The organism is Bacillus sp. UNC125MFCrub1.1, from assembly GCF_000701305.1.
GTDB lineage: Bacteria > Bacillota > Bacilli > Bacillales > Bacillaceae > Bacillus > Bacillus altitudinis.
The window spans coordinates 120,718-142,804 of the sequence record NZ_KL370769.1 but is presented as its reverse complement, the minus strand read 5'-3'; the positions used below and the strand labels follow the sequence as shown (position 1 = coordinate 142,804).

At 40.2% G+C, this 22,087-nt stretch carries 28 protein-coding genes; 8 read left to right on the top strand and 20 right to left on the bottom strand.

Annotation, left to right across the window (positions count from 1 at the left end; all coding sequences use genetic code 11):
• Positions 1-76 precede the first annotated feature (76 nt).
• Complete coding sequence (locus N521_RS13575) at positions 77-328, bottom strand: YpmP family protein (protein WP_008346400.1); 252 nt, start codon at positions 326-328, stop codon at positions 77-79.
• 36 nt (positions 329-364) lie between these two features.
• On the bottom strand, positions 365-1,633 hold the full coding sequence (gene ilvA / locus N521_RS13570) for a threonine ammonia-lyase IlvA (protein ID WP_008346398.1): 1,269 nt from the start codon (positions 1,631-1,633) through the stop codon (positions 365-367).
• Between the two features lie 180 nt (positions 1,634-1,813).
• Here ilvA and N521_RS13565 point away from each other — a divergent pair, with 180 nt between their 5' ends.
• Positions 1,814-2,782 (top strand): sigma 54-interacting transcriptional regulator, encoded by a 969-nt coding sequence (locus N521_RS13565; protein ID WP_035391720.1) that lies wholly within the window; start codon positions 1,814-1,816, stop codon positions 2,780-2,782.
• A 13-nt stretch (positions 2,783-2,795) separates the two neighbouring features.
• Complete coding sequence (gene trhA, locus N521_RS13560) at positions 2,796-3,431, top strand: PAQR family membrane homeostasis protein TrhA (protein ID WP_008346394.1); 636 nt, start codon at positions 2,796-2,798, stop codon at positions 3,429-3,431.
• 38 nt (positions 3,432-3,469) lie between these two features.
• Here trhA and N521_RS13555 read toward each other — a convergent pair whose 3' ends face one another.
• The 12 genes from N521_RS13555 to N521_RS13500 form a co-directional block, all read right to left on the bottom strand.
• On the bottom strand, positions 3,470-4,093 hold the full coding sequence (locus N521_RS13555; RefSeq protein ID WP_017359699.1) for a lysophospholipid acyltransferase family protein: 624 nt from the start codon (positions 4,091-4,093) through the stop codon (positions 3,470-3,472).
• 19 nt (positions 4,094-4,112) lie between these two features.
• Positions 4,113-4,601 carry a type 3 dihydrofolate reductase gene (gene folA / locus N521_RS13550; protein ID WP_019743261.1) on the bottom strand — a complete coding sequence of 163 codons (489 nt, stop codon included), beginning with the start codon at positions 4,599-4,601 and terminating at the stop codon, positions 4,113-4,115.
• Positions 4,598-5,392, bottom strand: a complete 795-nt coding sequence (locus N521_RS13545) for a thymidylate synthase (RefSeq protein ID WP_008346390.1) — start codon at positions 5,390-5,392, stop codon at positions 4,598-4,600. The genes folA and N521_RS13545 overlap by 4 nt, the downstream gene beginning before the upstream one ends.
• A gap of 114 nt (positions 5,393-5,506) precedes the next feature.
• On the bottom strand, positions 5,507-6,034 hold the full coding sequence (locus N521_RS13540) for a phosphatidylglycerophosphatase A family protein (RefSeq protein WP_008346387.1): 528 nt from the start codon (positions 6,032-6,034) through the stop codon (positions 5,507-5,509).
• Positions 6,035-6,052: 18 nt separating this feature from the next.
• The gene (locus N521_RS13535; protein WP_007500816.1) at positions 6,053-6,670 is read right to left on the bottom strand and encodes a YpjP family protein; all 618 of its coding nucleotides are present in this window, start codon (positions 6,668-6,670) and stop codon (positions 6,053-6,055) included.
• Between the two features lie 266 nt (positions 6,671-6,936).
• Positions 6,937-7,734 (bottom strand): class I SAM-dependent methyltransferase, encoded by a 798-nt coding sequence (locus tag N521_RS13530; RefSeq protein WP_035391717.1) that lies wholly within the window; start codon positions 7,732-7,734, stop codon positions 6,937-6,939.
• A 65-nt stretch (positions 7,735-7,799) separates the two neighbouring features.
• Complete coding sequence (locus tag N521_RS13525) at positions 7,800-8,234, bottom strand: BrxA/BrxB family bacilliredoxin (RefSeq protein ID WP_035391715.1); 435 nt, start codon at positions 8,232-8,234, stop codon at positions 7,800-7,802.
• Positions 8,235-8,315: 81 nt separating this feature from the next.
• A complete protein-coding gene (ilvD, locus tag N521_RS13520) occupies positions 8,316-9,992 on the bottom strand; it encodes a dihydroxy-acid dehydratase (RefSeq protein ID WP_007500822.1) in 1,677 nt (558 codons plus the stop codon).
• 310 nt (positions 9,993-10,302) lie between these two features.
• Complete coding sequence (locus tag N521_RS13515; RefSeq protein ID WP_035391713.1) at positions 10,303-11,442, bottom strand: conserved virulence factor C family protein; 1,140 nt, start codon at positions 11,440-11,442, stop codon at positions 10,303-10,305.
• Positions 11,443-11,472: 30 nt separating this feature from the next.
• Positions 11,473-12,096: an HD domain-containing protein gene (locus tag N521_RS13510; protein WP_035391711.1), complete on the bottom strand. Its 624-nt coding sequence runs from the start codon at positions 12,094-12,096 to the stop codon at positions 11,473-11,475.
• A 2-nt stretch (positions 12,097-12,098) separates the two neighbouring features.
• Positions 12,099-12,581 (bottom strand): glutathione peroxidase, encoded by a 483-nt coding sequence (locus N521_RS13505; protein ID WP_007500827.1) that lies wholly within the window; start codon positions 12,579-12,581, stop codon positions 12,099-12,101.
• 74 nt (positions 12,582-12,655) lie between these two features.
• Positions 12,656-14,338: a formate--tetrahydrofolate ligase gene (locus N521_RS13500; RefSeq protein WP_035391708.1), complete on the bottom strand. Its 1,683-nt coding sequence runs from the start codon at positions 14,336-14,338 to the stop codon at positions 12,656-12,658.
• A gap of 138 nt (positions 14,339-14,476) precedes the next feature.
• Between N521_RS13500 and metA the strand changes: the two genes are divergently transcribed.
• Together metA and N521_RS13490 are read left to right on the top strand one after the other, a co-directional pair.
• Positions 14,477-15,385 (top strand): homoserine O-acetyltransferase MetA, encoded by a 909-nt coding sequence (metA, locus tag N521_RS13495; RefSeq protein WP_008346374.1) that lies wholly within the window; start codon positions 14,477-14,479, stop codon positions 15,383-15,385.
• A gap of 228 nt (positions 15,386-15,613) precedes the next feature.
• The gene (locus N521_RS13490; RefSeq protein WP_007500831.1) at positions 15,614-16,765 is read left to right on the top strand and encodes a diglucosyl diacylglycerol synthase; all 1,152 of its coding nucleotides are present in this window, start codon (positions 15,614-15,616) and stop codon (positions 16,763-16,765) included.
• Positions 16,766-16,800: 35 nt separating this feature from the next.
• On the opposite strand, the gene N521_RS13485 is transcribed toward N521_RS13490, so the two are convergent.
• Positions 16,801-17,502: an AIM24 family protein gene (locus N521_RS13485; RefSeq protein ID WP_007500832.1), complete on the bottom strand. Its 702-nt coding sequence runs from the start codon at positions 17,500-17,502 to the stop codon at positions 16,801-16,803.
• A gap of 267 nt (positions 17,503-17,769) precedes the next feature.
• Here N521_RS13485 and cspD point away from each other — a divergent pair, with 267 nt between their 5' ends.
• The gene (gene cspD / locus N521_RS13480; RefSeq protein WP_003215784.1) at positions 17,770-17,970 is read left to right on the top strand and encodes a cold-shock protein CspD; all 201 of its coding nucleotides are present in this window, start codon (positions 17,770-17,772) and stop codon (positions 17,968-17,970) included.
• Between the two features lie 51 nt (positions 17,971-18,021).
• Here the strand turns inward: cspD and N521_RS13475 are convergent, their stop codons facing one another.
• The 3 genes from N521_RS13475 to N521_RS13465 all read right to left on the bottom strand — a co-directional run bounded on the left by N521_RS13475 (position 18,022) and on the right by N521_RS13465 (position 19,231).
• The gene (locus N521_RS13475) at positions 18,022-18,204 is read right to left on the bottom strand and encodes a hypothetical protein (RefSeq protein ID WP_008346368.1); all 183 of its coding nucleotides are present in this window, start codon (positions 18,202-18,204) and stop codon (positions 18,022-18,024) included.
• A 171-nt stretch (positions 18,205-18,375) separates the two neighbouring features.
• The gene (locus tag N521_RS13470) at positions 18,376-18,558 is read right to left on the bottom strand and encodes a zinc-finger domain-containing protein (protein WP_008346366.1); all 183 of its coding nucleotides are present in this window, start codon (positions 18,556-18,558) and stop codon (positions 18,376-18,378) included.
• Position 18,559: 1 nt separating this feature from the next.
• Positions 18,560-19,231 (bottom strand): ribonuclease H family protein, encoded by a 672-nt coding sequence (locus N521_RS13465; protein ID WP_035391705.1) that lies wholly within the window; start codon positions 19,229-19,231, stop codon positions 18,560-18,562.
• Between the two features lie 94 nt (positions 19,232-19,325).
• Here N521_RS13465 and N521_RS13460 point away from each other — a divergent pair, with 94 nt between their 5' ends.
• The 3 genes from N521_RS13460 to N521_RS13450 are packed head-to-tail and all read left to right on the top strand — an operon-like array spanning position 19,326 to position 20,581.
• Positions 19,326-20,015 (top strand): queuosine precursor transporter, encoded by a 690-nt coding sequence (locus N521_RS13460; protein WP_035391703.1) that lies wholly within the window; start codon positions 19,326-19,328, stop codon positions 20,013-20,015.
• A 1-nt stretch (position 20,016) separates the two neighbouring features.
• Positions 20,017-20,412 carry a reverse transcriptase-like protein gene (locus N521_RS13455; RefSeq protein ID WP_017359712.1) on the top strand — a complete coding sequence of 132 codons (396 nt, stop codon included), beginning with the start codon at positions 20,017-20,019 and terminating at the stop codon, positions 20,410-20,412.
• 43 nt (positions 20,413-20,455) lie between these two features.
• Entirely contained in the window at positions 20,456-20,581 is a 126-nt protein-coding gene (locus N521_RS13450) for a hypothetical protein (RefSeq protein WP_008346357.1), read from the top strand.
• Between the two features lie 40 nt (positions 20,582-20,621).
• Here N521_RS13450 and N521_RS13445 read toward each other — a convergent pair whose 3' ends face one another.
• Together N521_RS13445 and N521_RS13440 are read right to left on the bottom strand one after the other, a co-directional pair.
• Complete coding sequence (locus N521_RS13445) at positions 20,622-21,509, bottom strand: 5'-3' exonuclease (protein ID WP_035391702.1); 888 nt, start codon at positions 21,507-21,509, stop codon at positions 20,622-20,624.
• Positions 21,510-21,783: 274 nt separating this feature from the next.
• The gene (locus N521_RS13440; protein WP_008346351.1) at positions 21,784-22,047 is read right to left on the bottom strand and encodes a YpbS family protein; all 264 of its coding nucleotides are present in this window, start codon (positions 22,045-22,047) and stop codon (positions 21,784-21,786) included.
• Positions 22,048-22,087 lie beyond the last annotated feature (40 nt).

The window sequence follows — 22,087 nt, the reverse complement described above, 5'->3', positions numbered from 1 at the left end:
ATGTAAAAAATCCTTGCCAAGATGAGTAGCCGCCATTTGAAAATGGCCGCTCACTCTCTTTGGCAAAGATTCCAATTTACGCATTGTGTTTTAGTGTAGGCTCTTGGTAGATCTGTTCATATGTGCTCCACTTGACGTTACGTTTCACATCCTCCCTGAAAGAGTACACATGCCTCTTTCCCTTAGATACATAGACTTTTTTCAAGAAAGCTTCAAGTCTAAAGGTGAGCATGAAACCATAGGATTCATCTCCCTTTAAAACAGGGACTTCTGTTACCTTGATCTGAGCTCCATCCATCCGTCTAAAACATATTGTTTTGAGCAGCACAAACGATCAATCCTCTTTTCCAATTATCTGTTAAGCCTAAATAAATAGGTGGAATAAATCTTGATCTTTATTCACTTCAACATAGTGGAAGCCTTTTTTATTCATTCGGTCAATCAGCGCTGCATAGTCATCTCTTTCTTTCAATTCGATCCCAACAAGCGCAGGTCCTTTGCTTCGGTTATTCTTTTTCGTATATTCAAAGCGTGAGATATCATCATTTGGCCCTAACACTTCATCTAAAAATTCCCTGAGAGCACCTGCTCTTTGCGGAAAATTAACGATGAAATAATGCTGGAGTCCTTCATAAATCATGGAGCGTTCTTTGATTTCTTGCATTCGGCCAATGTCATTATTGCCTCCGCTGACAATACAAACGACATTTTTCCCTTTAATCTCCTCACGATGTGCATCTAAAGCCGCGATCGGTAACGCACCCGCTGGCTCAGCTACAATTGCGCATTGATTATACAGCTCTAAAATGGTTGTACATACTTTTCCTTCTGGTACAAGACTAATCTTATCGACAACAGACTGAAGCGACGTAAACGTCTTTTCGCCAATCCGCTGAACCGCTGCTCCATCTACAAACTTATCTATTGAATCAAGTGTGACAACCTCCCCTTTCTCGTGGGAAGCATGAAGTGAGGCGGCACCAAGCGGCTCGACTGCAATAATTTCTGTTTCTGGTGCGATATTTTTCATATAAGTGCCAACGCCAGATAACAAACCTCCGCCCCCAACACTTGCAAATAAAAAGTGAGGCTCCACTTCGATATCATTTAATATTTCTACAGCAGTTGTTCCTTGTCCTGCCATGACATCTAAATCATCAAATGGATGGATAAATTCCCGCTTTTCCTTATCTCCGCATTTGACTGCTTCATGATACGAATCATCAAAGGTATCTCCGGTTAAGATAATGTCAACATATTCTTTTCCGAAAAGCTCCACTTGAGATACTTTTTGCCTTGGTGTGGTAGCAGGCATAAAGATTTTCCCGTGGATACCTAAATATTTGCAAGAATAGGCAACGCCTTGTGCGTGATTTCCTGCACTGGCACAAACAATGCCGTTTTCTAGTTTTTCTTTTGGCAACTGGCTCATTTTATTAAAAGCGCCTCTTAATTTAAAAGAACGAACAACTTGCAAGTCCTCTCTTTTTAAGTAGACATTACATTCATATCGTTCAGAAAGTCGCTCATTTTTTTGAAGTGGTGTATGAATCACTACATCCTTCAAATTTTGATGGGCTTTTAAGATGTCTTTCACTTGAATTAGCGTGTTTTCTTTGAGCAACGGTTTCATGTACAAGATCCTTTCTCTTTAACCTTATTTAATTTGTCATTATAACATGAATATTCAAAAAATAAACCAATAGATCATGGATCGGAGATAAATTTCATGAACTTTTTCGTTTTTCTATACATTTGTTCTAATTGGGTGTTATAATAAAACCAATTAGAACCAAAAGAAAGGAATCGCTCGATGACCACACATCCGTTTGCTTCTATATATGGAGAACACCAAGATATAAAACACGCCATTCATTTGGCTAAACAATTCACGAAAAACGATGAGCCTGTGTTGATCACAGGTGAAATTGGAACAGGCAAATCACGCTTTGCAAAAGAAATGGCCAATACATTTGCTGCGCAGGCTTCGATGAAACATATCTACTGCCCCATTGTAGATGAAGTGACTTTGCAGGAAGCATTTACTCATGCGGCAAATCATGTGCTTTATTTAGACGAAGTCAGCGCATTCAGTATTCCTATGCAGCATCAGGTCATTCGTTTTCTCGAAGATTCTCCTGCAACAAAAATCATTGCTTCTTCGTCTTTATCATTAGAGGCGATGAGCGTTTCATCCAGTTTTTTACCTGAGCTGTTTTATCGGCTCAATGTGCTTCATATCCCTCTCCCGCCCTTAGAAGATCGAAAAACAGATATTCCTATTTTAACCGCTGCTTTCTTTCAAGAACTGAACATGACGCCTGACATCGACTCAAGTGTGTGGGAAGTCTTACAGCAATATTCGTTTGAAGGGAATGTCCAGGAGCTCAAAAATATCGTTCATTATGCAGCAGCGATTCTCGAAGGGCAAACAGTTTTCTTGCATCACTTGCCACCTTTTGTATTATTACCTCAACAAACAGCTGGTAAAGGAAAAAAAGAAGAACACCAGCTCACGCTTATGGAGAAACAAGAATTTGTTTTCTTACTCGAAGCCATTAAGTCTCTAAATGAAAAAGGAGAAGCAGCCAGCAGACGTATCTTGTCTGAGTTAAGCAAACAAGGCGACATCCCGCTGACCCCTCAGCAAGTCAGGAGTCGATTAGATGATCTTGAGAAAAAAGCCTATGTGACAAAAGGGAAAGGCAGAGCTGGAACGAAGATTACACTTGAAGGTCTCTCATTTCTGAAGTCGCTTGATGGTTATATACCGGTTCAATAAAGGAGGACATCCATTGTTTACTGTAAAAGAAGAAATTGCCAACGCGATTACACATGGCATTGGCGTCATTTTATCCATTCCCGCCATTGTTTTTCTTGTTTTATTCGCTGTTCAATACGGCACTGTCACTGACATTATTAGCTTTTCGATATTTGGCGCGTCGATGCTACTGCTTTATTTAAGCTCTACTTTGCTTCATAGCATTCGGCACAAAAAAACAAAAGATGTATTTGAAATCCTTGACCACTCTGCGATTTATGTATTGATTGCTGGTACATATACGCCATTTTTGCTTGGCCCATTAAAAGGCGCACTTGGCTATACTCTTCTTGCAATCGTATGGGCACTTGCTGCAGGCGGTATCGTTTTTAAAATCTTTTTCGTCAAACGGTTTATCATTGTATCCACCCTTGTTTATTTATTAATGGGCTGGATGATTATCATCGCAATTAAACCTCTGTACATTCAATTAACAGGAGCTGGATTCAGCCTCTTACTATTAGGCGGTATTTTGTATTCAGTCGGAACGATCTTTTATATTTGGCGGAAAATTCCCTATCATCATGCGATTTGGCACAGCTTTGTTCTCGGTGGAAGTGCATCCATGTTCTTCTGCATTCTATTTTATTGCGTCAACATCCCAGCATGATTAAAAAACCAGCATCCACATTCGGATGCTGGTTTTTTCTATGCGCGCTTTTGTGCGTAATCACTCATCTTGACCGGTGCTTTTATATGGATATCGACATTAACTGGACGAAGTCTTTTGACGATCTTCCCTGTTAAAAGACGGTCTGTGCCGCTTGTTTCAACCGGAACAAGTGAGCAGTTACATTCTTCAGCAAGCGTTTCTGCCATGACACGATACTGTTCAGAAAGCAACAGACTCTGGCCAGATAGAACTCTTTCTCTTGCTTCTTCTAATAACGCCTCATCAGATTGATTCTGCTTGATCACCGCCATCTTCTTCAACCATTGTTTTAAGATGGGATAGCGAAACAGATGCGGTTTTGCCATAAAAGCAAATGGCTTCTCTAAGTGACCAATCAGCAATGTCGTCGTCACTGGATGATGTGCTTCTGTGACATAAATAACAGGGCCATCTGGCAGCCTTTTTTGCTGATGAATGGTCATGACCGATCCTGATTGATCAATACACCCTCTGGCAAACCTTTTTGCATGCTCATGGATGAGATGCATTCGTTTCGTATAGGAAATGCGTGGATCCGTTAATTCATGATCATACAAATGCCTTATACTTTTAAAAAAGGATACAACAACATAAATCGTTAAAAACCAATAACGAAACAACCGTACTCCTCCTACTCACTTATCCTTCTTTTCTGTCATAGACGACAAATTCATAATTGTAGGGGTTCTTTTCGTCACGATGGCCTTTTTCACGTGATACAACCGTCCAATGATCTTCATCGTAATAAGGGAAGAAACGGTCGCCTTCAAATGAATGATGAATGTGCGTGATATATAGACGATCTGCGTATGGCATCATTTCCTCATACAGCTTAGACCCGCCAATGATCAATAATTCTTCCTCGTTCTTCGCAATGGTTAAAATATCATCGATTGAATGGACTACCTCGCATCCTTCAGCTTGAAAAGAAGAACTTGTGGTCAACACGATATTCCGGCGGTTAGGCAGTGCTCGTCCAATTGATTCAAACGTTTTTCTACCCATGACAATGGCATGACCACTTGTGACTTTTTTAAAATACGCTAAATCAGCGGGTAAATGCCAAGGCATTTGATTATCTTTGCCAATGACTCTGTCTTTTCCTGTCGCCACTATCATGGAAATCATACACTGACTTCTCCTTTAATATGCGGATGTGGATCATAGTTCTCGAGCACAAAATCATCAAACGTAAAATCAAAAATACTTTTGACATCTCTAGTGATGCGAAGCTGCGGAAGTGTGCGCTCCTCACGCTCTAACTGCATTTTGACCTGCGGAAGATGATTTTGATAAATATGAGCATCTCCTAGCGTATGAATAAACTCTCCTGGCTCAAGGTTTGTCACTTTGGCAATCATCATCGTTAGAAGTGCATACGAAGCAATATTAAAAGGCACACCTAAAAAGATATCTGCCGAACGTTGATAGAGCTGGCACGATAATTTACCGTTTGATACGTAAAATTGAAACAAGCAATGACAAGGAGGCAGCGCCATCTGATCAATCTCTCCTGGATTCCACGCACTGACAATCAATCTTCTCGAATTAGGATGATTCTCAATATCATGGATCAGTCTGCTGATCTGATCTACTGTCTCTCCGTCTCCGCTCGCCCATGATCTCCACTGCGCACCATACACACGCCCTAGCTCTCCATTTTCATCTGCCCATTCATTCCAAATACGGACACCATTTTCTTGAAGATATTTGACATTTGTATCACCTTTTAAAAACCACAGTAACTCATGAATGATTGATTTCAGGTGTAATTTCTTTGTTGTTAATAAAGGAAACCCTTCCTGTAAATCAAATCTCATTTGGTAACCGAACGTGCTGATAGTGCCTGTTCCTGTTCTGTCACCTTTTTCATCCCCGTGCTGTAATACATGACGGCATAACTCTTTGTATTGTTTCATTTTTTTCATCCTTTATTTATGTTCTTGTTGTAGTTTACCTTATTTCTGCTTTTGTTGAAACCAATTGAAACCAAAAAAACATGTCTGCAAGATGAGCAGACATGTTTTTCTTTTTTATGCTTGATTCACTCGATCCTGCTCTTCGTCCTTAATATCTTGGTGAGAGTGAGCTATGCGACTTGCGGCGGCGGCGGCAAGCGCAGCGACAAGGTCATCAAGGAAGGTGTGTACTTCACCAGGACGACCTTCATCTAATTCTCTAATAATACCAAATTTCTCTTTGTCTAGATAACCGAAGTTGGTCAAACCGATTGATCCATATACATTGACAATGGAAAGCGGAATAATCTCATCAATTCCATATAGCGGTTCATCTGTTTCAACTAAATGCTGCAAAGGTTCTGGCAAAAGCTTTTTTTCTGCCAGCTGATCAAGCGCAAGTCCTGTCAAAACTGCGTGGACAATTTCCCTTTTATTCAGCACTTTTTCAACATTTTCAATGCAGACACTAAGTGGAAGATTTGGGTTGTATTTCTCTTGGAGTTTCAGCACAATGTGTGCAATATCTTCTATTTTCACTCCACGCTCGTTTAACATCTGTTTTGTAATGCGAACCATTTCGTTCATTGTATACTTTTTCAATTGGCATGACATCTCCTTCTAGTGGCTCATCCAGCTCGGCGGGGTGTTTTTATCCCAGTAAATATTACCGAGTTCATGATGCGTCTGGAATCCATCTTCTGCTGTATGGTAGTGAAAATTAAACCAATATCCGCTGTGAGGCGGCTGATCTCTCCTGACATGAAAACGAAGCAAATCTTCTCCAGTCTTTCTATTATAAATGTGGAAGATTTTTTCCCCATTTCCGCTTGAAGGTTGATCAGTTAAAACAACATCTTGAAATTTTTCGTCATCTTTGAAATTTGTTAAAAAGTCGGTTAACACTTGTTCAATTTTTGGTTGAATCTCTTCTCTATACTCGTCCTCAATGACAGGTGTGATTTTACGACCAAATTTGAGAAAGGATTGGTTTTCTGCACTTGATAGAACCTCTTGCTTATATTGCTCAAAGGGGTCTACCCGCTCTTTGTTGTCTTCTTGCGATAATTCCCAGCTGCGCGTATCATCTGATGTATCATAAACTGCTGTATAAGGTGCTTTATCAGATGAAGAAAGTTCAGATGGCTTGTCTGTCATCAAAGCCGATGGAGGAGAGATTAAACCAAAAGTCGCAATCGTAAAGAGTGCAACAAGCGTTTTTCTCATCCACATTTTCATGATATCTAATTCCTTCCATAAGTTATCATACTGCTATTCTAGCATATAATGAATTTTCAGTCATTCAATTTGGTCATTGAGTTGAGACTTTCTTTTTCATGATAAAACGTTTACAATGACAGTAACGACGACTAAAATTTGGGAGGAATGGATATGCTTGAAGGGTTTTTCATCACAGCTTCCTTGCTGACGTTATTTTATTTTGTCTATATGGAGATCACCGATTAAAAGCCCTGAAATAGGGCTTTTTTTATTGTTAAGAGTGATTAAAGTTTTGTTGATTTGTCTTCTTCTATTGAGATATATCCGTAATGGAATTGGGCGGTTTTACGTTTCATCACCTGAAATTGATAGGAATCAGTGGTAAATCGTGTGCTTTTCCAATGATCTTTTAAAACCACTCTTTTTCTAGCCACTCTCATTGCTTCTTTCACAGCGGTTTCATGGTCAAAATGATGCTCAGCTGCATGACGAAGCGGCATCATACTAGCAGACTCTTGTATGGTTTCTTCAAACATTGGATCAAAATAGACGATATCATAGGATCGATCAGGGAGCTTCTTTAACTGCTCAATACTATCCCCGCTGATGACAGATATCCGTTTCATCGCCTCGTCTGCCTCTCTCACACCCGTTTCCCATGTGCTGAGTCCTTCTCGAACAAGCAATGCCGTCATCGGATTTTTTTCAATGCCTGCCACTTCTCCATTGGCGCCTGTAGCGCAGCTTGCGGTAATCGCATCAGATCCTAAGCCAAGCGTACAATCTAAAAAGGAATCGCCCGGCTTTAATTGTGCTGCTTCTATTAATGGATCTTTTTCCCCTCGCAGAACCCGCTTCACCCTAAACATCGCTGAGCTTGGATGGAAAAAGAACTTTTCACCATTTGACTGATACCATTCAAATCGTTCTTTCCCAACAACCAGTACATCCCCCCGCTTGATCGCAAGCTGTTTGACAGATTGTTTGCGCCGCTCGATATACTCACCATGCAAGTCCTTTGCGAGGGCCTTTGCCGTTTCAATTGTTTGTTCATTTGCTCTAAAGCTTGTTGTAATGAGCATGACGTTCCTCCATCATAATCAAGAAAAAATGCCCTGATGGATCACAGGACATTTCAACATTTGTATTAGCAATGTTTTTCAAATGCAGATAAGACGTTCTTCATAATATCTTCCATTTCATGACCTTCAATTTCGTCACGCGGGATAAAGTGAACGAGTTCATTTCCTTTTAAAAGTGCCATAGATGGAGAAGATGGCTCCTCACCTGTGAAGTATTCTCTCATTTTAGCCGTTGCTTCCCGGTCCTGACCAGCAAAAACCGTCACCATTCGATCTGGTGCTTTTTCTGCTTTCATGACAGCTTGAGTAGCAGCAGGGCGTGCTAAACCGGCAGCACATCCGCATACGGAATTGACGACAACAAATGTTGTTCCTTCTGCTTCCTGCATCGTTTTTTCTACTTCTTCTTCAGTCGCCAATTCTTGAAACCCTGCACTAGTTAGTTCTTGGCGCATTGGTACGACGAGCTGACGCATATATTCTTCATATGCCATTGACATAAAAAAGCCCCCTCTATAATCCTTATGTTGTGAATAAAGGATACTATAGAGAGAGCCAATTTTCAAATGATCAATTTCACATTAAATTTTCATGATTCCGCCTGTATTGGCTGATGTCACAAGTTTTGAGTATCTGGCAAGGTAACCTGTTTTTACTTTTGGCTCAAAGCCTTTCCAGTTTGCTTTTCTTTTTTCCCATTCTTCTTCCGGGACATCTACGCTTAAAATGCGTTTTTCGATATCAACAACGACATGATCACCATTTTCAACAAAGGCAAGCGGGCCGCCTTCTGCTGCCTCTGGAGAGACGTGTCCAATAGACAATCCACGAGAAGCACCGGAGAATCGTCCGTCTGTAATTAAAGCAACCTTTGGACCAAGTCCCATTCCAACAATTTGTGAAGTTGGTGCTAGCATTTCAGGCATACCTGGACCGCCTTTAGGTCCCTCATAACGAATAATGACAACATGTCCTGCTTCTACTTTTCGATTAATAATTCCTTCAAGTGCTTCCTCTTGGGATTCAAATACGATCGCAGGTCCTTCATGACGTGTGATGCCGTCTTGTACACCGCCTGTTTTAATGATTGCTCCATCTGGCGCAAGGTTTCCAAATAAAACGGCTAAGCCGCCCTTTTCAGTAAATGGCTTGTCAATTGGATAAATGACGTTATAATCTTTTACTTCATGACCTGCAATGTTCTCGCCTAACGTTTTCGCTGTGACGGTCATGGTATCTAAATGAAGAGCCCCCTCTTTTTTGGACAATTCATTTAGTGCAGCGGTCACTCCGCCAGCTTCATGTAAATCTTCAATATATACATCTGAAGCTGGAGCAAGTTTCGATAAATGCGGCACACGTTCTGCGACTTCATTGATACGCTCAAGTGAATATTCAACGCCTGCTTCGTTTGCAATCGCCAATGTATGAAGAACTGTATTTGTTGAACCACCAAGTGCCATATCTAAAGCAAATGCGTTATCAATCGCTTTTTCGGTGACAATATCACGTGGTTTAATGTCTTTTTTGATTAGCTCCATCAATTGTTTTGCTGACTTCTTCGCAAATTCTCTTCGTTCTGGTGAAGTCGCCAGAATGGTTCCATTTCCAGGAAGAGCAATCCCTAGCGCCTCTGCTAAACAGTTCATTGAGTTTGCTGTAAACATACCAGAGCAAGATCCGCATGTTGGACAGCCAAACTGCTCTAATTCGTTTAATTCCTCTTCATTGATTTTCCCTGATTGGTATGCGCCTACGCCTTCAAAGACAGAAGAAAGCGAAATTTTTCTGCCATCACTTGTTCTCCCAGCTTCCATCGGTCCACCACTGACAAATACAGTTGGGATATTCACACGCATGGCAGCCATCATCATACCTGGCGTGATTTTATCACAGTTCGGAATACAAACCATGCCATCAAACCAGTGTGCAGACACCACGGTCTCTACTGAATCAGCTATGATTTCACGGCTTGGCAATGAATATCTCATCCCAATATGCCCCATCGCAATACCATCATCTACCCCAATTGTATTGAATTCAAATGGAACACCGCCAGCTTCACGAATGGCTTCTTTCACAATTTTTCCGAATTCCTGAAGATGGACATGCCCTGGGACAATATCAATATAGGAATTACATACGGCAATAAACGGCTTGCCAAAATCCTCATCTTTTACCCCAGCTGCTCTTAGTAAGCTTCGGTGAGGTGCTCTGTCAATTCCTTGTTTAATCATATTACTGCGAAGTTCTGCCATCTGTTTAAAAAGCCTCCTATACTACTAGTCTTGTTGACTGTATGATTTTGAGTTCATTTTATTTTACAAATTTTCTGTTTATTTAGCCACCTATAATAGATAGTGACTGATTTCTCTGCTGAAGCAAGTGCTCAGCAAGGATTGTGTCATAAAATCTGACCTCCAATATTCTATATTGGTACTACTATATAGAGTTTTTTCTCATATTTCAACAATATTCAAAATAATTTTTCTAAAAAAATTTTTCTGCCAATAAAAAAGCCATTTTCAGAAAAAAAGCTGCCTTTTATTGGCAGCCTGCTCGTCTTTCTTATGATTCTGATGCATTTTTTCTACTTTCTGTCATTTGCTTCCACACAGAGCCTTTTGCTTCTTCTCCGTGCTCAATTCGTTCGATGGCCATTTTCACTTGAAGACTGACTTCAAATTCAGGGTCCTGCTCCGCTTCTTTTAAAGCTTCAAGTGCTGTTTCGTCACCTTCTTCATAAAGGAACATGGCCGCACGCCAGCGGACAAGCTTACTTGGGTCCTTTAAGGCTTGGATCATCGCTTCAATCGCACTAGGATCACCAAGATCCGAAATACAATCTCCTGCAGTTCTTCTAACTGTCACTGTTTTATCTTCAAGCCCTTTATACAAAATAGGCAAAATGGCTGGATCTTCAATCATGCCAGCATTCACTACAGCTTGTCTGCGAATCGATGTTTTTGGATCCTCCATCGCTTTCATTAAAACAGGTATATCCTTTTTCTCTGGCTGCATTTGCTCTAAATGAGCAAAACGTTTCTTCCAATCTACATCGCGCAGCATCTCTTCTGTCACATCATATGCTTTTCGGTTCACTTGTTTATCTACAGCCTCTTGACCTTCCTTCACTGCCTCTGTTAAACGGGATAAACGCTCGTCGTCATATGCAGCTTGCAGCTCTTCTGTGACTTCTTGACCGATATCAGCAAATTCTCCAAAACGTACGCCATGTTCTTTCCACACACGTTCAAATACAACATTATCTGAACTGCTTCTTAGCTTTAAAATCGCTGCCTGGAAACGTTCAGGCATTCCAAATCGTTCTTCTCTTTCACCGTCTGTCAGCTTCACCTGCATCGGAATCCCATTAAACATTTGAACAAACACTTTGACTTCTCCAAATGTGTCATCACCTGACTGCGATTCTCCCTGAAGACCTTCTGTTTCTTGTCCAAAGGCTTCTCTGACTTGCTGTAAAATACCTTGCCAGTCAAATTTCGCATTGCGCTCAACCGCTAAGAAATCGGCTACATGGTAAACACCTTTTACACCTTCAATGGTTAAAATGCGCTTGATCATCTCTGGCGCTTCGTCTTTTTGATCTTTTTTGTAGTTATTGCTTTTACCGCCTGCAAGCGCTTCTGTCAAAATGACTTTCATTGTATTCGGGCTTGGCGTTGGTTCTATGGCAGTTATTTTCATCTATACATCCTCCTTACACACATAAAGACCCTACTCATCTGTAAGGCCGCATTCTTCTTTCCATGTCTTGATAAATAGACACATAAACTCATGCCGCTCATGAGCCAGCTGCTTTCCAGCACGTGTGTTCATCAAGTCTTTTAATTGAAGCAGCTTTTCTTGCATATGCAAAAGTACTGTGCCTTGGTGAGCACCCTCTGTATAGTGAGGCTCCCCTTTTGCACCTGCATATGTAAACACCCTTGCAATCCCAGTTGCACCTATCGCATCTAGCCGATCTGCATCTTGAACAATGGCCCCTTCTAATGTCACTGGCTTATGCTTCATATGCCGGTGACGAAAAGACATCGTTGTAATGATATCCATGATATAGCGAATATCTCGCGTGTCCACTTCCCACAAATGGAGCTGCTGCTTGAGATCATGCGGTGAAAGCTTCCATTCACTAGACAGCTTGTCATCAATGACATCATGGATAATCGCTGCCATTTCAATGACAAAAAGCGACCCGCCCTCCTGTTGTGCAATATGGACGGCAAGCTGGCGCACACGATTGATATGAGCTTCATCGTGTCCAGTCGGTTCATTCTTTAGCTGTTTTGAAACAAAGGAGGCAGCTGCCTCCAATTGTTCTTGCTGCTTACTCAAATTCATGCTTATTTCTCCAAAAGAGCGATAATGGAGCTTTCTAATTCTTTCGGTGGTGTTTTAGGAGAAAATCGTTCAGTCACTTCTCCGTTTTGGTCAACGATAAATTTTGTAAAATTCCATTTCACCGTTTTTGTACCAAGCACACCTTTCGCATGACTCGTTAAGTATTTGAAAAGCGGATGCGCATTGTCACCATTGACATCTACTTTTGCAAACATCGGGAAGGTCACACCATAGTTTAACGAACAGAATTCTTGAATTGCTTCTTCCCCTTCTGGCTCTTGATTCATAAATTGATTGCACGGAAATCCTAAAATTTCAAGGCCCTTTTCATGATATTGATCGTATAACTCTTGTAATTGTTTAAATTGAGGGGTCAGTCCACATTTGCTCGCTGTGTTCACGATGATCAGTACTTTCCCTTTGTAATCTGCCATTGATTTTTCCTGACCGTTAATGGTCTTGACCTGAATATCATAAATTGACATCTCATAGCCTCCTAGGATTCACTTTTTCCTATCGTAACATGCTTCTTTTAGAAAATCGCTTTTTATGCTTTCTGCTAAAAGAGTCCAGTCACACTGCCGTCTTCTAATAAATCCATCTCAAGTGCCGCAGGTTTTTTAGGGAGACCTGGCATGGTCAGAATGCTTCCTGTTAGTGCAACGATAAAACCTGCTCCTACAGATGGTTTTAACTCTCGAATCGTAACGGTGAAGCCTTTTGGTCTGCCGATTAAAGCCGGATCATCCGATAGTGAATATTGCGTTTTTGCCATACAAACCGGCAAATGGGCCCAGCCATTTTTCTCAATTGCAGCTAGCTGCTTTCTTGCTTTTGATGTAAGGTTGACGCCGTCTGCACCATAAACCACTTTGGCGACTTTTGACAACTTTTCTTCAATGGAATCTTGCTCCTCATATAAATAAGAAAAGCTGTTTTCATTCTTTTCAATGAGTGTCGTGAGCTCTTCGGCAAGTGCTGCGCCGCCAGCTCCCCCTTCTTCCCATACATTGACGGCTTTGACTGGATGTCCATTCGTTTCGCACCAGTTTTCTATTGCTTGAATTTCTTCTTTTGTATCGGTAATAAAACGGTTCACTGCAACGATGTATGGTAGACCGAAGGCTTGCACTGTTTCAATATGCTTCTCTAAATTATGTATACCTTCTAATACAGCCTGTGCATTTGCTTCCTTGAGCTCTGTTTTCTGCATTCCGCCATGCATTTTTAGCGCCCTGACAGTTGCTACAATGACAACAGCGCCTGGTTTAAAATCACCGGCTCTTGTTTTGATGTGAAGAAATTTTTCCGCGCCGAGGTCTGCACCAAATCCCGCTTCTGTTACGACGTAATCTGCTAGTTTTGCCGCCATTTTTGTGGCAATTAAACTATTGCATCCATGTGCAATATTGGCAAAAGGACCACCATGAACAAGGGCTGGAGTTCCTTCAATCGTTTGAACAAGGTTTGGTTTCAGCGCATCTTTTAATAGCAAGGTTAATACGCCTTCATATCCTAGATTTCCAACTGTGACCGGTTCACCTTCTTGATTGTAGGCAACAACAATAGAAGAAAGACGTTTTTTTAGATCGTTTAAGTCGTCTGCTAAACAGAGGATGGCCATCATTTCGGATGCAACCGTAATATCAAATCCATCTTCTCTAGGGTACCCATTTAATTGACCGCCAAGTCCTACGACCACTTGTCTTAGAGCACGATCGTTTAAATCTAACACTCGTTTCCATACAATTCTGCGTGCGTCGATCCCAAGCTCATTTCCGTGATGGATATGATTATCAATAAAAGCAGATAAAGCGTTATGTGCAGATGTAATCGCATGAAAATCCCCTGTGAAATGAAGATTGATTTCTTCCATAGGTAACACCTGTGAATATCCGCCGCCAGCTGCACCGCCTTTAATACCCATTGTGGGACCTAGTGAAGGTTCACGCATGGCAATAATCGCTTTTTTCCCAATTTTCTCGAAGGCTTGACCGAGGCCAACTGTTACAGTGGACTTCCCCTCACCTGCTGGCGTTGGGTTGATCGAAGTCACAAGAATCACATTTCCTTCTTTTTGTTCCTTTAAACGGTCAAAAATAGTCAAAGATATTTTCGCTTTTGTGAAACCATAGCATTCTAATTCTTCGTCATGTATTTGTAATTTTGCTGCGATGTCTTGAATCGGTCTCAGCTTTGCCTTTTGGGCAATGTCAATATCTGATAAATGCTTTGTGATCATGAATAATGGCCTCCTTTTTTGACAGAAACAGCTTTCTTTTTTGCTCTATTTTTCATTGTAACATAATTGAAACATTGAAATATCGCCAGAAAGTTCCTATAATGAAGTGAAATTAGCTTTGGTTCAGGGGGTGGCGAGTTGCCTATTAACATACCAGTTCATCTGCCGGCAAAACAAATACTAGAGAGCGAAAACATTTTCGTCATGGATGAGACAAGGGCATTCAAACAAGATATCCGTCCTTTGAATATCGTGATCTTAAACTTAATGCCAAAAAAAATACAAACTGAAACGCAGCTGCTGAGAATGCTCGGAAATTCTCCTTTGCAAGTGTATTTTACATTTTTGATTCCAAGTACACATACACCGAAGAATACATCGAGAGAGCATCTAGATGAATTTTATACGACCTTTGACTCGATTCGCCATAAAAAATTTGATGGCATGATCATTACAGGTGCACCAATTGAGCATTTAGCTTTCGAAGAAGTTTCCTATTGGAAAGAACTGCAGGACATTTTGGACTGGAGTAAAACGAATGTGACGTCTACTCTCCATATATGCTGGGGGGCACAGGCTGGTCTTTATCATCATTATGGCATTGAAAAAATCAAGCTTCCAGAGAAAAAATTCGGTGTCTTTGAACATCTTGTCAAAGAGAAAAAAGAAAGATTAGTAAGAGGTTTCGATGAAGTATACTATGTCCCACATTCTAGGCATACAGATATTAATACAGAACAATTAAAAAACACGCCGAATCTAAAAGTATTGAGCACGTCTGAGGAAGCTGGTGTTTGTTTAATTGTTTCAGATGATGATAAACAAGTATTTTTAACTGGACATCCTGAATACGATACAGATACATTGAAGCAGGAATATGAAAGAGATTTGTTGAAACATGATACAGTCAAAAAACCCGTCCACTATTTCATCGAAGATGGAGACACATTAGTTCCAGTGAACCGCTGGAAAGCCCATGCTACTTTGCTGTTTATGAATTGGCTTAATTACTATGTTTATCAAGAAACACCATATGTGTGGGAATAAAATAGACTGTAGTCTGATGATAAATGCTTAAAATGTGTTAAAATACAAATGGCTCTGTCTTCCATTATCAATTTAGTTTGTTTGTTTTTTAAAATTAGTTTAATTCTTTCGTAACGAATGATATGCTCTCGCTGTTTATATGTTATCTTTATGTATATGTAGACCTATGAGATTTATAGTTTTCGTACGAAGTTTTGTTGTTGTTGATTACATTTGAGGTGAATATTCTTGAATACCAATAAAAAAATATTAATCTTGACCGCAAATTATGGAAATGGACATATGCAGGTTGCAAAAACACTGTATGATGAATGCAAATCCCAAGGGTTTGAACATGTGATAGTTTCTAATTTGTATCAAGAATCAAATCCCATTGTGTCCGAAGTGACTCAATATTTATATTTAAAGAGCTTCTCCATTGGGAAACAATTTTATCGCTTGTTTTATTACGGTGTAGATAAAATTTACAACAAACGCAAATTTAACATTTATTTAAAGATGGGAAATAAGCGTCTTGATGAATTAATTCAATTACACAATCCGGATATCATCATCATTACATTCCCGATGATTGTTGTACCTGAATACCGAAACAAAACAGGTAAAGTCATTCCAACATTTAATGTGATGACAGACTTTTGTCTTCATAAAATTTGGGTACATGAAAACATTGACCGATACTATGTTGCAACCGATTATGTGAAACAAAAGCTAGTAGAAATCGGCACACATCCAAGCGATGTCAAGGTAACAGGCATTCCGATTAGACCACAATTTGAAGTAGACGTGCCTAAATCGATCATCTATAAAAAATATGGATTATCATCAGACAAAAAAGTCCTTCTCATTATGGCGGGTGCCCATGGTGTACTAAAAAATGTGAAGGAACTGTGTGAAGCACTACTTCTTGACAGTGAAGTACAAATTGTTGTTGTGTGCGGTAAGAATGCAGCGCTGAAGCAATCGCTTAGCGAACTTGAACAAGCACACCCAAATCAATTGAAGGCGCTTGGATATGTGGAACAAATTGATGAATTGTTCAGAGTAACGGACTGTATGATTACAAAACCGGGTGGAATTACATTAACAGAAGCAACAGCAATTGGTGTCCCAGTTATTCTTTACAAACCTGTTCCAGGACAAGAAAAAGAAAATGCTCTTTTCTTTGAAGATTACGGCGCTGCCATTGTCATCAACAGACACGAAGACATTTTAGAATCTGTCACTAACTTGCTGCAAGACGAAGAAAAATTAGAATCCATGAAACAAAACATCAAAAAATTACACTTAAAACAGTCTTCTCAAACCATTTTAGAAGATATCGTTGAACAATCAGATCTGATCATGAGCAACAAATCGTATGCTCAAGCATTATCATAAAAAGGTGTCCGTCAATGACGGACACCTTTTTTCTTTTAACCTTGATTCCCATTCGTTGTATACACTTCTTCAAACGGCTGCACGACAACAAAGCCACTTCCGCTAAACTTCATTTGAATGGACTCTCCGCTTCCCCTGCCAATAAACGTTTTGAACGATACATCTGTCACAAATTCAGTCTGCAAATCTCCTGACCATGCGACCGTCGCATTCGGATCTGTATAAACAGAATCACCTGGCTGAACAATCAGCGTCAGCGGTTCGTAATGACTTGTGATTGCCACAAGACCTGGTCCTTCAAGTTTGACATTAAATAATCCACCTGCAAGCATGCCAGATACCTTTTTCATTAATTTAATATCCCACCGAACTGACGGTTCAAATGCGAGCAGGTCGTTTCCATTAACGAAAATAGACTCCCCTTGAGCCAATCGAAGAATCGAGATTTTTTTCCCTTGGTCTGCTACATATAATTTCCCATCACCTGTGGCCTTCATCAAAGAAGTTCCTTCTCCTGATAACATTTTTTTGAACATCTTTGACACACCGTGTTCAAACACACCTTCACGTTCAAACTTTATTTTCCCGCGATATGAAACCATAGAGCCTGTTTTTGCCCAAATGGTATCCGTTAAATTAATTTCTAACAATCTTGGTGTTTCAAGTTCAAAGACCCCTTCCCCTTTGTCTTCTTGCTGCGTATTCTGAACAAACTCCTCAATTGTGTAACGATTCATGACGCACCTCTTTCTGTATTTTTACTATATACGGACAAGTTATACGTTAGGTTTCATGAGATTAGGACGTTTTATAGATAAATGTCATTCACTAAAAAAACAAAAAAATCAAACATTCTGCTCAAAATTTGGCTTGCCTGCTTGACGCTTTACTTTTGATGGTGTATAGTGGAACCATCATTTAACAACTTCTTAAGTCGTTAGGTGATGAAAAATTTTTTTTAGTATGCCGAAAGGTGTGCTACAGTACTAGGAGGAAAAAGCAATATGCAAAACGGTAAAGTAAAATGGTTCAATAATGAAAAAGGTTTCGGCTTCATTGAAGTTGAAGGCGGAGACGACGTATTCGTTCACTTCACAGCTATCGAAGGTGACGGTTACAAATCTCTAGAAGAAGGACAAGAAGTTTCTTTTGAAATCGTTGAAGGTAATCGTGGACCTCAAGCTGCAAACGTAACAAAAATCTAATCAACTCAATCAATGATGAAACGACAAAATAAAGAGAGGCGTATGCCTCTCTTATTTGATTTTCAGCTGAATTTCAATCGCTAAAATATTTTGCTTTAATCTTTGTTCAATTTCAGAGATATCTTTTTCGAGAAAAGGTCTTCCCTTCTTTGCTACATCTACCAGTTGCTCTAGATCACTGTACACCTCTTGAAATGTCCGATGTAATACCGTTTCAAAATCCTTATTATCCATGCCGGCCTTCCCCTTTTCCTCTATTATCCGTCACTTAGTCAAAAAGTAACTCAACCAAAACTTTCTATAGTTATATCGGCTCATTTTTCAGAATATGTTCTTTTTTTACACATTCTATTCGTTTTTTTTCGTGAGCGTATGATACATCTAGGGGAAAACCGGAGTGTATGCTTATTTTTTGAGTAATTCATTCCCGTATTGTTTGATCTTCTCTCCTACCGTGCATTGCTGTATACAAAAGGAGTGCGCATATTTTTTGCCAAATTCTTTACGAAAGTGCTTCTTAATCAAACAATCTGAACAATACGTGTCTTGAAGATCTGTTAATTCTTTTACTGCTGTTTTTTTATCCACTTTATTCAGCTCCGTCTGCTTCTAATTTCAACTTACTTTCGATGGGGACGTCTGCAAGTATCTGTCTGGCAAGCTGATCTGCTTCTGCATTTTGTTTACGATCGATGACTTCATATGTTGGCGTGAGCTTCAGCTCTTTAATCGCAGCCTCAATTCGGTCGAGCCATTTGTTATGTATATCATCATAACAAGGCCATTCCCCTTTGAGCTGATTCATCACAACAAGAGAATCTCCTCTAATCGTAACAGAGTTTCTGCTGGCTCCCAGTTCTTTTAAAGCTTTTACCGCTTCAAATAAAGCCGCATACTCTGCCTCATTGTTCGTGGTGCTCTGAAAAGGCTGATTCTTCCTTAACCGGTATGCATCCTGTCCGAGCTGATAATACACGACAATTCCAAGCCCAGCATCACCTGTTTCTTTGCGAAAACTCGCATCAAAATAGACCTGAAGCTGATCGGGTTCAAGCCTAAGTTCTTCGTTTAGCTTTTCAAGTTCTTTCGTCGACCACATCGCACCCTTTTCATCTTCAAAAGATAAAAGTGACTGCGGTTCTTTTTTGTCTATATGTTTTGCTAAAAGCAAGGCCTCTTTGAGCTCTATCCAATCTTCTTGGAAAAAAGCAATGGACCCAATCGATTTCACTTTCATTGTATAGTGCGCTCTTAGTTTCATTGATCACATCGCCTTCCCGTACTTTTAAGGTAAACGTTCGTTATGCTATAATCAAAAAGTTACATTTTACATTTAGAAAGGAAGTTCATGTCACTTGTTTAATGAAGGTATTTGGATCTTATTTGCGATCATTAATTTTATCATTGTTCTTCTATTTTATAAAGGATTTGGCAAGATGGGGCTTTTCGTATGGATTGGTTTTGCAACAGTTGCTGCCAATTTACAAGTGGTCAAAACCGTTGAATTATTTGGCTTAACGGCAACACTTGGCAACATTTTATACGGCAGTGTGTTCTTTGCAACGGACGTCCTAAATGAAAAATATGGACAAACCGAAGCGAAAAAAGCTGTCTGGATTGGCTTTGCCACCCTTTTAACATTAACTGTTGTCATGCAGGAGGCTTTGCTTTTCCATCCCGCTCCATCTGACATTTCCCAATCATCATTAGAAACGATATTTGGCTTTATGCCAAGGGTCGCTCTTGGTAGTCTTGCTGCTTATATCATCAGTCAAATGTTAGATGTTTATGTATATTCGTTTATTCGCCGGATATTTCCTTCAGATGGTGCGCTCTGGCTGCGAAATGCGGGGAGTACAATGATTAGCCAGCTGCTTGATACACTCGTTTTCACAACCATTGCCTTTCTTGGGACCTACCAATTCCATATATGGATCGAAATTTTCATCACGACTTATGTGATTAAATTTATCGTCGCTGCCATTGGCACACCTTATGCCTATGCGGCGAAAAAAATGGTTCCGATTGATGAAAGGGGGAAATAAATTGCCAGCTGAAATATATATTGACGGTGCTAGTGCTGGAAACCCAGGTCCATCTGGCATCGGCATTTTCTTGAAATATGACGGAAAAGCTGAGTCTTTCTCCATTCCTCTTGGCATCATGAGCAATCATGAAGCAGAGTTTTCCGCGCTCATTGAAGGCATGAAAATTTGCGTAGAAAAAGGATTACGGACCGTTTCATTCCGCACTGATTCACAAGTAGTGGATCGTGCAGCCAATGCAGGATTTGCTAAAAATCCATCTTTTCGTCATTTCATCGAAGAAATGCTGCAGCTTCAAAGCGAATTTGATTTATTTTTCATTAAGTGGATTCCGAGCAAGGAAAATCAAGTGGCTGATCAGCTCGCTAGAAAAGCGATTCACCTTTCAAAAGGATGAATCGCTTTTCTTTTGGTTATGCTAATGGGTGAGGTGATACGAATTGGATAAAGAGAACAGAGGCCGTGTCACAAACGGAACGACTCCTCAAGGTGATGCGCAAACAAAAGATAAACAGCCAATATCGCAATTAGAAAATAAGGCGAAAAAAAGCAACACAAAGGGCTAATACATGTAGCCCTTTGTTTCTTTTCTGCATAAGAACAACCTCAACTGATTCCTAATTGACTTAAGCGGTTAACCATTGGTTCGATCCCTTTAATTTGATGCAAGCGAAGCATTGCCGCTGCCCGCTCTGGGTCCATTTTTATTTTTGTTTCGTCAATCGGACAGCTGAGTGGTACATCACATTTAATTTCTGCCAGTATACGAGAAAGCTTCAGATCTTCTAAACCTGCTTGCATTTTCTTTTGCTGAGCTACCGTTAATGCATGAACATTTTCTAACAGTCGATCAATCGTTTCATACGTTTGAATAAATTTCAATGCTGTTTTTTCGCCGATTCCTTTTACACCAGGGTAATTATCGCTAGTATCACCCATCAGCGCTTTCATATCAATCAGCGCCTTTGGAGATATGCCCATTTCCTCTTCAAAAAGGGCTTTTGTATAATGCTTATAATTCCCGATGCCTTTTTGCATTAAAGCCACGGTCACTTGTTCATTCAAGATCTGCAGCAAATCTTTATCTCCTGTTAAGACGGTCACATGTGCTTCGTTTTGATAGATTGATGCAAGCGTTCCAATACAATCATCTGCTTCAAAACCTTTCACACCAATGTTCATGATCCCCAGTTCTTCTGTCGCCTCTTTTGCTAAATCAAACTGCGGGATAAGCTCAACAGGCGCCTCACCTCGATTGGCTTTATAATCTTGAAATAATTCGTTCCGGTATGTCTGGCTTCCCATATCCCAGCAGCAAACGATATGAGTCGGTTCAAATGTTTGGACAGCTGTTAACAAATGCTTCAAATAACCATTCACTCCATTTGTCGGTACACCACGATCATTTATCATAAAATTGCGATGGACAGCCGTCGCATAAAACGACCTAAAAAGAAGTGCCATTCCATCTACAAGTAAGACGTGTTTATTCATTCATCTAAACTCCCTTTTTATAAACAATACTCCTATTCTATCATAGAACATCGAAACGAACATAAAAAAGGCGCCTTCTTCTTTTGATAAAGAAGAGGCAGCCCGATTACTTTTTACCATATTGCATTTTTTTCGTTTCCGCTTCTGCGTAGGATGGCATGTCTTTTTCCTTCGGCATGCGCTCCTCCTGCTGCTTTACGTTTTGCTTTTTTGCCATGATCATTCCCCTTTCTGGTTCATTTGTTAAGATGACCAAAAATGAGAAAATTACTCTTTACTTCTGTTTACGCTGGGTGTATTCCTCCACCATCTCAATCGTCACGTGTTTACGAAGCGGAACAATTCCGCCTCGGGCAAGCTCATTCATTTTAGACGTAATGGCGTTGATCTCATCTGTTGAAAATGGTTCATTGTGTTCACATTTTTTCACAGCCGATTCAATCGCCTGCTCTCTTTTTTGTTCAAGTGCAAGAAAAGATTGGATGTGGGCATGTTGTTTCTGTGAATGTGCAGAAATTTCTTCGTGTACGCTCGTCATCGTCTATCAACTGCTTTCTTTTTTATATAGTCTATCATGA

Excerpts from the sequence above, each read along its gene's own strand:
- ilvA (WP_008346398.1), bottom strand. The coding sequence starts at position 1,633 with ATGAAACCGTTGCTCAAAGAAAACACGCTAATTCAAGTGAAAGACATC.
- folA (WP_019743261.1), bottom strand. The coding sequence starts at position 4,601 with ATGATTTCCATGATAGTGGCGACAGGAAAAGACAGAGTCATTGGCAAA.
- N521_RS13475 (WP_008346368.1), bottom strand. The coding sequence starts at position 18,204 with ATGGATAATAAGGATTTTGAAACGGTATTACATCGGACATTTCAAGAG.
- N521_RS13505 (WP_007500827.1), bottom strand. The coding sequence starts at position 12,581 with ATGTCAATTTATGATATTCAGGTCAAGACCATTAACGGTCAGGAAAAA.
- N521_RS13535 (WP_007500816.1), bottom strand. The coding sequence starts at position 6,670 with ATGAAAATGTGGATGAGAAAAACGCTTGTTGCACTCTTTACGATTGCG.
- cspD (WP_003215784.1), top strand. The coding sequence starts at position 17,770 with ATGCAAAACGGTAAAGTAAAATGGTTCAATAATGAAAAAGGTTTCGGC.
- N521_RS13525 (WP_035391715.1), bottom strand. The coding sequence starts at position 8,234 with ATGTCAATGGCATATGAAGAATATATGCGTCAGCTCGTCGTACCAATG.
- N521_RS13445 (WP_035391702.1), bottom strand. The coding sequence starts at position 21,509 with ATGAATAAACACGTCTTACTTGTAGATGGAATGGCACTTCTTTTTAGG.
- N521_RS13565 (WP_035391720.1), top strand. The coding sequence starts at position 1,814 with ATGACCACACATCCGTTTGCTTCTATATATGGAGAACACCAAGATATA.
- ilvD (WP_007500822.1), bottom strand. The coding sequence starts at position 9,992 with ATGGCAGAACTTCGCAGTAATATGATTAAACAAGGAATTGACAGAGCA.
- N521_RS13530 (WP_035391717.1), bottom strand. The coding sequence starts at position 7,734 with ATGCTCATTACAACAAGCTTTAGAGCAAATGAACAAACAATTGAAACG.
- N521_RS13440 (WP_008346351.1), bottom strand. The coding sequence starts at position 22,047 with ATGACGAGCGTACACGAAGAAATTTCTGCACATTCACAGAAACAACAT.
- N521_RS13515 (WP_035391713.1), bottom strand. The coding sequence starts at position 11,442 with ATGAAAATAACTGCCATAGAACCAACGCCAAGCCCGAATACAATGAAA.
- N521_RS13545 (WP_008346390.1), bottom strand. The coding sequence starts at position 5,392 with ATGAAACAATACAAAGAGTTATGCCGTCATGTATTACAGCACGGGGAT.
- N521_RS13465 (WP_035391705.1), bottom strand. The coding sequence starts at position 19,231 with ATGAAACTAAGAGCGCACTATACAATGAAAGTGAAATCGATTGGGTCC.
- N521_RS13485 (WP_007500832.1), bottom strand. The coding sequence starts at position 17,502 with ATGAATCGTTACACAATTGAGGAGTTTGTTCAGAATACGCAGCAAGAA.
- N521_RS13510 (WP_035391711.1), bottom strand. The coding sequence starts at position 12,096 with ATGAATTTGAGTAAGCAGCAAGAACAATTGGAGGCAGCTGCCTCCTTT.
- N521_RS13500 (WP_035391708.1), bottom strand. The coding sequence starts at position 14,338 with ATGATCACAAAGCATTTATCAGATATTGACATTGCCCAAAAGGCAAAG.